Annotated in this window: 12 protein-coding genes; 8 read left to right on the top strand and 4 right to left on the bottom strand. The window is 52.2% G+C overall.

The features are described 5' to 3' along the window. The first annotated feature begins 228 nt into the window (after window positions 1-228). Genes NEA10_RS14080 through NEA10_RS14065 form a run of 4 tightly spaced genes read left to right on the top strand, consistent with a single transcriptional unit; the run spans window position 229 to window position 4,211 of the window. Complete coding sequence (locus tag NEA10_RS14080) at window positions 229-1,221, top strand: L-lactate dehydrogenase (protein WP_252661445.1); 993 nt, start codon at window positions 229-231, stop codon at window positions 1,219-1,221. Next, the gene (gene pyk / locus NEA10_RS14075; protein WP_252661437.1) at window positions 1,218-2,639 is read left to right on the top strand and encodes a pyruvate kinase; all 1,422 of its coding nucleotides are present in this window, start codon (window positions 1,218-1,220) and stop codon (window positions 2,637-2,639) included. Before NEA10_RS14080 ends, pyk begins: the two co-directional genes overlap by 4 nt. Window positions 2,640-2,648: 9 nt before the next feature. Then, the gene (locus NEA10_RS14070) at window positions 2,649-3,866 is read left to right on the top strand and encodes an acetate kinase (RefSeq protein WP_252661436.1); all 1,218 of its coding nucleotides are present in this window, start codon (window positions 2,649-2,651) and stop codon (window positions 3,864-3,866) included. A 54-nt stretch (window positions 3,867-3,920) separates the two neighbouring features. After that, complete coding sequence (locus NEA10_RS14065; RefSeq protein ID WP_252661434.1) at window positions 3,921-4,211, top strand: hypothetical protein; 291 nt, start codon at window positions 3,921-3,923, stop codon at window positions 4,209-4,211. 11 nt (window positions 4,212-4,222) lie between these two features. Here NEA10_RS14065 and NEA10_RS14060 read toward each other — a convergent pair whose 3' ends face one another. Then, window positions 4,223-6,472, bottom strand: coding sequence for a transglycosylase domain-containing protein (locus NEA10_RS14060; protein WP_252665361.1), 2,250 nt, complete (start codon window positions 6,470-6,472; stop codon window positions 4,223-4,225). Between the two features lie 538 nt (window positions 6,473-7,010). Between NEA10_RS14060 and rpaB the strand changes: the two genes are divergently transcribed. Next, complete coding sequence (rpaB, locus tag NEA10_RS14055; protein WP_252661432.1) at window positions 7,011-7,754, top strand: response regulator transcription factor RpaB; 744 nt, start codon at window positions 7,011-7,013, stop codon at window positions 7,752-7,754. A gap of 5 nt (window positions 7,755-7,759) precedes the next feature. Here rpaB and lspA read toward each other — a convergent pair whose 3' ends face one another. The 3 genes from lspA to NEA10_RS14040 form a co-directional block, all read right to left on the bottom strand. Further along, window positions 7,760-8,236 carry a signal peptidase II gene (gene lspA, locus NEA10_RS14050; RefSeq protein WP_252661430.1) on the bottom strand — a complete coding sequence of 159 codons (477 nt, stop codon included), beginning with the start codon at window positions 8,234-8,236 and terminating at the stop codon, window positions 7,760-7,762. Next, window positions 8,233-8,787, bottom strand: coding sequence for a bifunctional pyr operon transcriptional regulator/uracil phosphoribosyltransferase PyrR (gene pyrR, locus NEA10_RS14045; RefSeq protein WP_252661422.1), 555 nt, complete (start codon window positions 8,785-8,787; stop codon window positions 8,233-8,235). Before pyrR ends, lspA begins: the two co-directional genes overlap by 4 nt. Before the next feature lie 158 nt (window positions 8,788-8,945). Next, complete coding sequence (locus tag NEA10_RS14040; protein WP_252661420.1) at window positions 8,946-9,389, bottom strand: RrF2 family transcriptional regulator; 444 nt, start codon at window positions 9,387-9,389, stop codon at window positions 8,946-8,948. Window positions 9,390-9,575: 186 nt separating this feature from the next. Between NEA10_RS14040 and NEA10_RS14035 the strand changes: the two genes are divergently transcribed. From NEA10_RS14035 to NEA10_RS14025, 3 genes are all read left to right on the top strand, one after another. Further along, window positions 9,576-9,962 (top strand): AbrB family transcriptional regulator, encoded by a 387-nt coding sequence (locus NEA10_RS14035; RefSeq protein ID WP_159784149.1) that lies wholly within the window; start codon window positions 9,576-9,578, stop codon window positions 9,960-9,962. A 490-nt stretch (window positions 9,963-10,452) separates the two neighbouring features. Further along, window positions 10,453-11,340 (top strand): MBL fold metallo-hydrolase, encoded by an 888-nt coding sequence (locus NEA10_RS14030; RefSeq protein ID WP_252661418.1) that lies wholly within the window; start codon window positions 10,453-10,455, stop codon window positions 11,338-11,340. Between the two features lie 66 nt (window positions 11,341-11,406). After that, window positions 11,407-12,399, top strand: a complete 993-nt coding sequence (locus NEA10_RS14025) for a bifunctional riboflavin kinase/FAD synthetase (RefSeq protein WP_252661416.1) — start codon at window positions 11,407-11,409, stop codon at window positions 12,397-12,399. Window positions 12,400-12,423: the final 24 nt, after the last annotated feature.

Raw genomic sequence — 12,423 nt, 5'->3', positions numbered from 1 at the left:
TTCCTGGAGTCTGAGATTCTGGGGCCCCACCTGAGGGTGTAACACTCTATTGCCATTTTTTAACGATAACTTAATCTAGACTTCAGTTTTCCAAAGGAGATCCTGATCTTATACTATAAACAGTGACCCCCTATGAGCCGATGCTCCTCTGAGGAGAGGGTCGCCCTTCTTCAACCCTTTATCCTTAGGGTGAGCTGTTTTTGAGTGTTTTTTTTGTGATCACCCCTAATGTTTGAACAGTTGTTTACGACCCTACCTGATCCTCAATTTCGGGCCCTACAACCCCGTAAAGCTGTGATTGTCGGTGCGGGACAAGTGGGGATGGCTTGCGCCTATTCTCTTTTGATTCAAAACTGCTTTGATGAATTGGTCTTACAAGATCTCGCCCGGGAGAAAGTGGAGGGAGAAGTGATGGATTTGGCTCATGGTTTACCCTTCGTCGCACCCACAGCGATTTGTGCTGGGACAGTGGCTGAGGAAGGCCGCAATGCCGATATTGTTATTATCACCGCCGGGGCCGCTCAAAAGCCGGGGGAAACTCGTCTTGACTTAGTGCAAAAAAATGTAGCAATTTTCCGTCAGCTGATTCCTGAGATTGCGGAATCTTGCCCAGAGGCGATTTTACTCATTGTCACGAATCCCGTAGATATTATGACCTATGTTTCCCTCAAGCTATCGGGGTTTTCATCGTCACGAGTTCTCGGGTCAGGAACCGTCTTGGATACCGCTCGGTTTCGGTCATTACTGGCGCGGGAACTACGACTAGATGCCCGTAGTTTACACGCCTATATTATTGGGGAGCATGGTGATAGTGAAGTGCCCGTTTGGAGTAAAGTCAATATTGCGGGGATGCCTTTGTGTGACGGAGATTGGCAGGGAAGCCCCTCGGCAGATGATCCCCGCTTACAACGAATTTTTCAGGAAACACGGGATGCTGCTTATGAGATTATTAGACGCAAAGGCTACACCAGCTATGCGATCGGATTAGGGGTGACAGATATTGTCCAGTCTATCTTACGGGATCAGAATCGAGTCATGACCGTCAGTAGCTTAGTCCATGGGGTTGCTAATATTGATGATGTCTGTCTGAGTTTGCCCACCGTTGTCAATCGACAGGGGGCGGATCGAATGCTCCAGTTGTCGTTAACACCACAGGAGTCTCGACAACTCGAAGAGTCTGCCAATGTGATGACCAATATTATCAAGGAGGTCTCCTTATGAACCGCACTAAAATTGTCGCCACTCTGGGCCCCGCGAGTAACAGTCCAGATGTGATTCGAAAGATGGTGTCTGCCGGCATGAGTGTCGCTCGGTTGAACTTTTCTCATGGCGGCTATGAACAGCATAAAATCACCATCGACAACTTGCGTAAAATCTCCAGGGAGCTGGATACTCCGATCACGATTTTACAGGATTTACAGGGTCCTAAGATTCGCGTCTGCAATTTGCCTCAGGGAGAGATTCCCCTCAAGGAAGGTGAGGAGTTAATTTTAATTCCCAATGCTGAGTATCACGAGCAAACGAATACTGTTGGCTTGGATTATCCAGACTTGGCTGAGGAGGCTAAGGTCGGGTCGCAAATTCTTTTGGATGACGGCTTACTGGAGTTGGAAATCACGAAGGTTGAGGGTCATGCGGTTCATTGTGTGGTGGTGGAAGGGGGCTTTTTAAAGAGTCGCAAAGGGGTCAATATCCCCAGTTTGGACTTACATTTACCATCGATGACGGATAAGGATAAGGAAGATTTGGAGTTTGGCTTATCTCAAGGGATTGATTGGGTGTCTTTGAGTTTTGTGCGCACGGCAGATGATATTCGTCAATTGAAGACCTTTATTAAGGAGCATAGTGGAACGACAGTGCCGGTGATTGGCAAAATCGAGAAACCTCAGGCGATCGCCCATTTACAAGAAATTGTCGATGAATGTGATGGGATCATGGTTGCCCGGGGAGATCTGGGGGTAGAAATGAGTCCCGAGAAAGTCCCGATGTTGCAAAAAGAAATCATCCGGGCCTGCAATCAAAAAGGGATTCCCGCCATTACCGCCACTCAGATGCTCGATAGTATGATTCGGGAACCTCGCCCGACTCGGGCTGAAGCCAGTGATGTGGCGAATGCCATTCTTGATGGGACCGATGCTGTCATGTTATCTGGGGAATCGGCGGTGGGGAAATATCCGGTCAAAGCGGTGCAAATGATGGCCAAAATTGCTCATCAAATTGAACCGGAGGCGGATTTTGTTAACTATCCTCCCTCGGAAACCGACGAAACCCACGCCCTGACGGAAGCGTTAAATACCATTGATCGCTTATTGGACTTACGCTGTATTGCTGCCTTCACCAGTTCCGGCTACACGGCCCGCATTGCCTCGAAGGAACGGCCTCGGGCCCTGGTGGTAGCCTTTACAACGAATCGGGATGTGTATCACCGTCTGAATCTCATCTGGGGGGTGAAGCCGATTCTCATTGATGATGATGGGGAAACCTTTGAGGAACTGATTGAACACGCCAATTCGGGGCTACAAGAGCGCCATCTGGCGGAAATTGGCGATCAGATTTTGATTGTGGGGGGGATTCCCACCAAGCATTCCCGAGGCACGAATTTCCTCAAGTTACATCGTATTAGCCAGTCGCCGTTGTAGAGGTTGTGTATGAAAGTTTTAGTCTTGAATGCGGGATCGAGTTCCCAGAAAAGTTGTTTGTATGATTTGCCCGAGGGGGCTTTCCCGGAGACAGCGGCTGAGCCAATTTGGGAGGCGATGGTGGATTGGGGGATTCACCCGGATTATGGCCAGTTGACGGTGACGGCTCAGGGGACGGAGCACGAGATACGGCTCAGTCGTGATACCCCCAATCACGGTTTAGAGGAGATGTTGGCGACTCTGGTGCAGGGGGAGACGCCGGTGTTAGGGGCCTTGACGGAGATTTCCATCGTGGGCCATCGGGTGGTGCATGGGGGCGATCGCTATTGTCAGGCAACGTTGATTGATGAGGCGGTGAAACAGACGATTGAGGAGTTAATTCCCCTGGCCCCGAATCATAATCCAGCTCATCTGGAGGAAATTTTAGGGGTGGAGGCGGTATTGGGGGATGTGCCTCAGGTGGCGGTGTTCGATACGGCCTTTCACACCTCCATTCCGGCGGCGGCGGCGACGTATCCGATTCCCTATGATTGGTTTGAGAAGGGGATTCGCCGCTATGGCTTTCATGGCATTAGCCACCGCTATTGTGCCCAACAGGCGGCAACCTTGGTGGGAAAACCTCTGGAGTCGTTGCGGATGATTACGGCTCATTTGGGCAATGGCTGTTCCCTGACGGCGGTTCGTGGGGGGGAGAGTGTGAACACGACGATGGGGTTTACGCCTTTGGAGGGGTTGATGATGGGAACCCGCAGTGGTTCGATTGATCCGGCGATTCCTCTCTATTTGATGACGCAGATGGGGGTTGAGGCTTCGGAGGTGGATCGACTGTTGAATAAGCAGTCGGGGTTGAAGGGGATTTTTGGCCCCTCGGGGGATTTACGGGAGATTTTGCAGGCCCGGGAGGGGGGAGATGAGCGGGCCCGGCTGGCGTTTGAGATGTATGTGTTGCGGCTTCAGGGGGCGATCGCGGCCTTGATTCCTCAGTTGGGTGGCTTGGATGTGTTGGCCTTTACGGCGGGGGTAGGGGAGAATTCGGCGGCGGTGCGATCGGCCACCTGTGCTGGGTTTGAGTTTTTGGGCTTGGAGTTAGATGAATCTAAAAATCAGGGTTCGGCGAAAAATAGCCGGATTTCGACGGCTAACTCTGGGGTGGCGGTGGTGGTGGTTCACGCTCAGGAGGATTGGGCGATCGCCCGCGAATGTTGGCAATTGGCCCGGTGTCCTTAGAAACGGTATCCTAACGGGACGGAGAGATTGTCTTGATTGTTGGGAACCGGGATTATGAAGAAGACTGAAGGTGTCCGTCAGCTTGTAGAACAAGTGCTCAATTGTTTCACGTCTCCCCCCGATGAAGATTTGATTGAGCATGTCTGCATGGCCATCGAAGCCAACCCGCAATGGCTGGCCCAGTACCATGGCTTGGCAGAAGAATTGGGGGCGCAGACGACGGTGAATAACTGGATTGGGCAGTATGTCAAAGAGTTATCGGGCTTCGACAGTGGGCGATCGCACCGCTCCAAAAGCCAACTCATGAAATCCTACCGCAAACTGATTATTCCCGAACCGAACTGACTCCACCCCCATTATTCCACCGCGCCACTCATATAACTGCGCCAGAGTTCCGCCGCATGACTGCTACTCCCATAGGTGCGGCTATTGTCATCATTCCCTAACCAGACTCCCGTGACGAGAGCGCGTTGGGGAACATAGCCAATAAACCACAAATCGACGGCGAAGTCGGTGGTTCCCGTTTTGCCCACCTCTCCAGCCCCAAAAGCCGCTGCTGTACCGGTTCCCGACTGCACCACCCCTCGCAACAAGTCCGTCATAATCCCGGCTACCTGCGGGGAGACGACCGCTTGATCCGTGGGTTCTTGCTCAGCATAATCATAAATCACCCGACAAGTTTGGAAATCATCAGGATTACTACAATCGCTGCTGTCCAAAATGCGGCGAATCGCATGGCCACGGTTCCAGCGGCCCTGATTGGCAAAAATGCTATAGGCGCCGGTAATTTCTAATAAACTCACCTCACTTTGACCCAAGGCTAACCCAGGAACTGGATTTAACTCGGAGCGAATGCCAAATTCTCGTGCTAAACGGACCACATTATTGAGTCCCGCCTCGCGAGCAATCCGTAGGGCCACCACATTCTCTGACTGGGCCATCCCCTGATACATATTGATATCACCGCCACTGCGTTCACAGGGACGGAAGGATTGCCCTTGCCAGGTAAGGGGTTGACAGGAGAACACCGTCCCTGGACTGATGCCTTGATTGAGGGCCTCAGCGAAGGGAAAGACTTTAAACGTAGAGCCGGGTTGTCGCCGAGCTTGGGTGGCCCGGTTATACTGACTGCTCCGATAATCTACCCCCCCGGCTAGGGCGACAATTTCCCCAGTGCGATAATCCAGGGACACGAGTGCCCCTTGAGATACCCCTAACTGATTGCCGACGGTACGAACATAGTCCTGTAAACTCTGCTCGGCTTGCTCTTGCAAGTCAGGATTCAGGCCCGTTTCCACAATAAAGTTGCCTTCCCGGGCCAGTTCGTAACCGAGGAGTTGCTCAAGTTCGACAAAAACATGATCGTAGAAATAGGGAGCAACGGTACTTTCGAGAATTTCCCGGGCTTCAGGATTGATTTCAATGCGCGATCGCCGGGCCCGATCGGCTTCCTCCTGAGAAATTTTACCCAAGGCCCGCATCCGTTCAATAACACGATTGCGGTATTGTAGAGCTAACTCATAGTTCTGAATGGGGTTAAAGCGGTTGGGCGCGGGCAAAATCCCAGCTAGGGTGGCAGCTTCTGAGAGAGTTAACTCCTGGGTGGACTTGCCAAAATAAAAGCGCGCCGCATCCTCAAAACCATATAAATCAATGCCCAAAAAGACCTGATTGAGATAGGTCAGTAACAAATCATCCTTACTGTAAAAGGTTTCGAGCTTTAGGGCCACGATCATCTCCCGCAATTTCCGGCCCGCTGAGTCTTCAGTTCCGACATAGTCCCGATAGAGACTGCGAGCCAGTTGTTGGGTTAGGGTACTGGCTCCTTCCCGAATGCCCCCTCCGCGCAGGTTGGCGATCATGGCCCGCAGCACCCCAATCGGATCAACCCCTAAGTGCCAGAAGAAGCGACTATCTTCCGAGGCAATCACGGCGTTGGGGAGATAATTACCAAATTGCGTCAAGCTGGGATGTTCCACATGGGTGGTGCTGTAGGGTTCCCGTAGGGGCCGCTCTGCATCTCGGGAATAGACGATGGTGGGCCCGGTAATGGAGCGAGGCAGGGGACGCACGGTAAATTTTTGCCATTCCGCCAACACGAATAGGGTGGCTAAGACACAGACTCCTGAAACACCATAGAGGCTCCAGCGAAAACCCCGCACGTACCAGGGGGGGGGATCGTAAAACTGAACTCGCACGGCATCCGCTAAATCTGGCGGGCCCAGGGTTAGGACATCCCCATGTTGCAGTTGCAGTTTCCGTAGGCGACGTTTACCAATATAGATGCCGTTGGTGGAGCCTTCATCTCGCAGGACGAAGTGGCGTTTGCCTTCCCGGCTATCACGACTGAGGGAAAAGTGGGTTTTGCTGACGAGAGGCGTGGGAACAACCATGTCACATTGAGATGATCGCCCCAAGAGATAGCGATCGCCCACCAGGGGATAAATCTGTGCATCGTCCTCCCCAGCGGTTTGCACCCAAAGTTCTGGCACTCGTGCTTTTGGGTTGAGAGCCAGTTGCCCAAAGTTAACTTTGGCATGAAGCTGTTTCGCCACTTGAGTGACGTTCCCCAATAGGGTTTGGGGTTGGGTTTGACTCGGCGGCATCTCCGTTGGAGGAGTCGACCGTTGCTGATGGTGGGGAGGCTTGGGTAAAGTCACAGGCGAATCAGGACCGTATCAGATCAAGAACAAATATCTGGCTCTATTGTGACATCCAGCTTTCTCCATTGCAGCAGTATTCAGGTTGCCCATGTCACCAGCGCTGACTCTTTTAACTATAATGACGCAACTTTGTCAACCCCTATTTATGCAAAGTTTTGTATGGAAATCTCCCGGAAGCTGAGAGAGAATCGAGGCTTTGCGTGAGGACAATTTCGACAGCGTTCATCCAGAAAAACCTCTGAATAAAGATTTCAGCCATTTTTCCTTTGCTGAGAACTTGACCCCTTTACGTCACAAATGATAACATTTTGAAAACATTTGTTATAAAAATTAGCACAGGTCAGGGTTAAAGCCACAGTGTACCTGTCATCCCGAACTCAGTTTCGGGTTGGGTTTCCTGTGGCGGTTTCATCCTGGCTATTACGACTCACCCCGTTAGTTAAGACAGGGGCGAGCCTGGGAAGGGAGAGGGGATCAGGTTTTGAAAAAGTCAAAAGCGAAAATCCTAGTTGTTGATGATGACGCCGCCATTCGGCAAATGTTGGATATGCGCTTATCTATGGCCGGCTATGATGTGGCAACGGTGGGCGATGGTCGTGATGCCTTGGCCTTCTGCGAGAAGCACCCGGTGGATTTAGTGGTTTTAGACGTGATGCTACCGCAAATCAATGGCTGTCAGGTATGCCGACAACTGCGGCAAGACTCTGATATTCCAGTGGTGATGTTATCGGCGCTCGGGGACATTAAAGACCGCATTGCCGGCCTCGAAGCCGGTGCAGATGACTATTTAGTCAAACCCTTTAGCCCCCGAGAACTCGAAGCCCGGATTGAAAGCATCCTCCGGCGCTTCCGAGATCCGGCGTCGGGGCGCCTTGTCGCCCCGGGAACCCTAGAGGTTGGGGAAATTCGCATCGACAGCAACCGCCAACAGGTCTATCGGGGAAATCGTCGCATTGCCCTGACCTATACTGAGTTTAAACTTCTAGAACTACTCTTTGAACAAGCTGGAGAACCGGTGTCTCGGGCGGAGATTTTGGAGAAACTCTGGGGCTATGCCCCAACCCGTCAAGGGGATTTGCGGGTGATTGATGTCTATGTGGCTCGTGTGCGCTCTAAGATTGAAGACGATCCGAGAAACCCCGAATTGATTTTGACGATTCGGGGCTTTGGCTATGTGGCCCAGCGCCGAGTCTCTCAAGTCAGCCTGGATTGTGAACCATCCTGAGGGAATTAGGGGCTATGGTCGGCTTCTTGCCAGGCGACAATCAATAAACAGATGATGCCCAGGTTGATGTTCACATCGGCAATGTTGAAAATGGGGAAGTTGATAAAGGGGATGATGGGTAGATGTAGGAAATCGACGACTTCTCCGAGGAAGAAGCGATCAATGCCGTTTCCGATCGCGCCACTGAGGATAAAGCCTAGGCCAACTTGCTCGCCACGGCTGAGGCGGGGGCCCCACAGCAGCAGGGCGATGAGCCCTAAACTCGCAGCTAGGGACAACCATTTGAGCCAGGGACCCTCAAACAAGCCAAAGGCGGCACCTGGGTTGCGGACATAGGTGAAATAGAAGACATCGGTGATGATGGGGCGACTTTCATGGAGATAGAAGTTGTCCGTGATCCAAGCTTTACTTAAACTATCCGCCACCCATCCGAAGATGGCTGGGGGCCAACCGTAAGCATTGTGCAGGAGTAACCGTTTCATGCTAAATCCCCATTATCGATGGGTTTGAGCAGTTCGACCGCATCCCGTCCATCCCAATCTTCGAGCCAAAATTTCACTTGTTCATCTTTGGAGGTGGGCAGGGTTTTTCCCGTAAAATCAGGGTGGATGGGCAGTTGGCGATGACCGCGATCGACTAAAACCGCTAGCCAAATGGCTTCGGGACGACCATAGTCTTGAATCGCATTGAGCGCAGCGCGAATGGTTCGCCCAGTATAGATAACATCATCAACCAGCAGGGCAATCTTGTCATTGAGATCAAAGGGGATCTCGGTGCGCTCCGGGGTGCGAACCCCAATCCGATCGAGGTCATCTCGATAAAAGGTGATGTCTAGGGAGCCGACAGGAACTGACACATTTTCTAAGACCTCAATTTGTTCAGCCAGCAAGTGGGCCAGGGGGACTCCTCGGGAATGAATCCCCAATAAGACGAGGCGATCAGGATGACCGGACTTTTCTAAAATTTGTGAGGCTAGACGAGTCAGGGTTCGGCGAATTTCTTCGGCCGAGAGAATTTCTACAACTTTCATCATGAGAAGATGCCAATGGGGGGCAAGGGAGTGTGGAGCGATCCGATAGGATTAACAACCTCCGGCGGCCCACCCTTGGGTGGGGTGGGGGGAGATGAGCGGAGAACCCCAGGGATCCTCGAATCAAGCCGATGGGAGTTGGGTTAGAATACTGTCTTTGGCTAAACCACAAAACTGGTTTGTTCTCCCTGAGCCGCTTGCCAACTTCGGGCATCATGGTATAAATCTTCCAAAGAAATGCGATCAAGGGCTTGTTTGAGTTTTTGGTGGAGTTGGTTCCAGAGAACGAAGGTGACCCAATCTTCCGCTAGTGTAGCATCTGGATCATGACGGGGTAAGGGTTTTAGGGTTTCACCCACAGCCGATAAAATTTCCCCAAGATAAATCTTATCGGGCGATCGCCCCAGTTGATACCCTCCCTGGGCCCCCCGTACAGATGCCACGATCCCCGCTTGTCGCAAGCGAATCAATAACTTTTCTAAATAGGGGGCCGGGAGCTGTTGCCGTTGGGCAATCTCACGCACAGAAACAGGGCGATCGCCAGCGTTAGAACGGAGATCCAACAGTGCTTTGACGCTGTAGTGGCCTTGGGTGGTTAGTTTCATGTTCGTCCCTAAGATTCAGTGGCTTGACCGACGGTGGAAGTCTCAAGGATTCCAGCTAGTCCGTTGGACTGAAACGGTGATGATTGTTCAATAAATTGATATCAATGCTAAACTCTTACTCGAAATAAACTTCCGTTAAGATACAATAGTGAATAACGGTTGTCTATCGTTTTTGAGAGAAGATTAATGAGTACCACCAATCCGAATGCCTTGACCGGAAATGAACTGCTTGAGAAAGTGCGGGCCTTGGGAAGTCTCCCCAAAGAGGAAAAAGCCCGAGAATGTGGCTATTACACCGTCACCAAAAACGGTGTAGAACGAGTCAACATGATGAAATTCCTCAATGCACTGATTGATGCCGAGGGGATTGAACTCGATAGCAAGCAACCGTCCAACGGACGGGGCGGGCGCAGCGCCAGCTATCGCATTAGCGTTCAATCCAATGGTAACTTGCTGATTGGGGCAGCCTATACCAAACAAATGGGACTGACCCCAGGTGATGAGTTTGAAATTTCCTTGGGCCGTAAACATATTCACCTGAAACAGGTGGGGGCGGCTGAAGAAGAGCTTTAAGTCTCTAAACCGCAGGCCCCCAGCCGTCCTCGTCCTGACTCGACTTGCGTTCCGATCTCCAGGGGTCTCAGGGTCAGGTCCTCCTGATGTTGGGCAGACAGTTTTAAAGGTCTCCTGCTAAGCTAGACAAAGCTAAAATCGTCTGGATACGGTTCCGTCTCGGCTCTAAAAAGCAGCGCTCAGACGGACCTGGGGACTAGCACGCCAGCACGGCCGAACTCATGACCTGGGCAATCCCTTTGCCACAACGGGAACAATTGAGGGTAGGCTAGTGAAAAGGCAGTCTGTTAGAGACCCGACGTGCCCTTACGTTGGATTTAGCTGGCCAGATCGTCTCAACCTAGGCATCCACCCGGGAAGCGAAGCCTCATCGGTCAATAAGCCCGGTGATTCGTGATTGTGATCTAACTCACAGTAGCTTGCCCATGTTAACCCTTACTTTGACTTAACCCGTTGACGCGCTCTCGCCGAATCACAGCGAAAATAACCCATGTCTAGTATGAACGATAAATTCACGGTTCATTTCTGGGGCGTTAGAGGTAGCATTGCCTGTCCCGGGCCCGAAACAGTCCGATATGGCGGCAATACGCCTTGTGTCGAGATGCGCGTTGGCCGTGAACGCCTTATTTTCGATGGCGGGACAGGATTGCGGGTTCTCGGACAGAATCTCCTGTCACAAATGCCTGTCGAAGCCAGTTTATTTTTTACCCATACCCATTGGGACCATATTCAAGGGTTTCCCTTTTTTATCCCCGCCTTTATTCGGGGCAATAAGTTTCATATTTATGGCGCTGTCGCTCCCAATGGAGCCACGATTGAACAACGGCTCAATGACCAGATGCTCCACCCTAACTTCCCGGTGCCGTTGCAGATTATGGGAGCGCAACTGGATTTCAATGATATTGAGGTGGGGGAAACCCTAAAAATTGGCGAGGTGCGGGTGGAAACGGCCCATCTGAATCATCCAGGAGAAGCCGTTGGCTATCGGGTGAACTGGCAGGACTACGCGGCAGCCTATATTACGGATACGGAACATTATGGCGATCGCCTTGACCCCAATATCCTTAAGTTAGCTCAGGATGCGGATGTGGTGATCTATGATGCCACTTACACAGATGACGAGTATCATCATCCGAAAACGGGCAAGAAGGGTTGGGGCCATTCAACCTGGCAGGAGGCCGTCAAGATGGCTAAGGCCGCCAAGGTGAAACGCCTGGTGATTTTCCATCATGATCCCCTTCATAATGATGAGTTTCTCGATCGCATGGGGGAAGACGTCAAAGCCGCCTTTAGTAACAGTCTTCTGGCCCGAGAGGGGATGAGTGTGGAGATTGCCCCCTCTCCCAGAGCGATTATGCCAGCTCATGCTAAAGTTTGACTCAACCGGGACAAGGACTCTCTTGGGTGCTGATGTCCCGTTGTTCTTTTTTACCGTGCAAAGCCTGTGTGGGTGACTTCCTCTTTGACAACAGCCCTGAGTCCTGCCAGGGTGGCCTTAGGGAACTTTGATGGTGTGCATCTCGGGCATCAGGGGGTGATTGCTGAAATCCTCCATGATGCACCTCAACGGGATTTGTCTCTATCCCAGGTGCGTGCAGAGGGTCTTGAATGTGAACCGAGTCCCCGCTTGAGTGGCGATCGCACATATGCCACGGTGGTTTCCTTCAACCCTCATCCCCAAGAATTTTTTACCGGACGGGCGCGATCGCTCCTCACCCCAGTTCCCGAAAAGGTCGAGCAGTTGCGATCGCTCGGCGTTGAACAGCTGGTTCTCCTCCCCTTCACCGCAGAACTGGCACGTCTGACCCCGGAAGCCTTCGTAGCTGAAGTTCTGCAACGGCATCTGCAAACCCAACGAGTCAGTGTGGGGGAAAACTTTCACTTCGGTCGCAACCGCTCCGGCAATAGCGCCAGCCTGCGGCAGATTGGCCAGGCCTACCACATGGAAGCCTGTATCGCCGGTCTACAATACCTAGAGGGTCATCGCATCAGTAGTTCCACCATCCGCCAGGCCCTAGCCTCAGGGGACGTTACGCAGGCCAACTGTCTCCTCGGTCGTCCCTATCAACTGCAAGGAACCGTAGAACTCGGGCAACAACTCGGCCGCACCCTAGGCTTCCCGACCGCCAACTTGGCCCTACCCGCCGACAAGTTTCTTCCTCGCTGGGGGGTTTACAGTGTTTGGGCCCAATTAGAGGATGGATGTAAATGGCCGGCCGTGATGAACTTGGGCTGCCGTCCCACCGTCGCCGGCGATCGCCCCACGGTGGAAGTCCATCTTTTAGATTGGCAGGGAGACCTCTATCATCACTCCCTCACCGTCCATCTGATGACCTATCTGCGTCCTGAACGCCAGTTTTCTAGTCTGGATGCCCTCAAAGCCCAAATTCACCAGGATTGTCAGACAGCGCGATCGCACCTGCAATCCCGGCCCTAACCCCTTCTAACCCTTGCTAACGCC

The sequence above is a fragment of the Phormidium yuhuli AB48 genome, from assembly GCF_023983615.1.
GTDB lineage: Bacteria > Cyanobacteriota > Cyanobacteriia > Cyanobacteriales > Geitlerinemataceae > Sodalinema > Sodalinema yuhuli.
The sequence above is the reverse complement of the archived record's forward strand: the minus strand, read 5'-3'. Positions and strand labels throughout refer to the sequence as shown.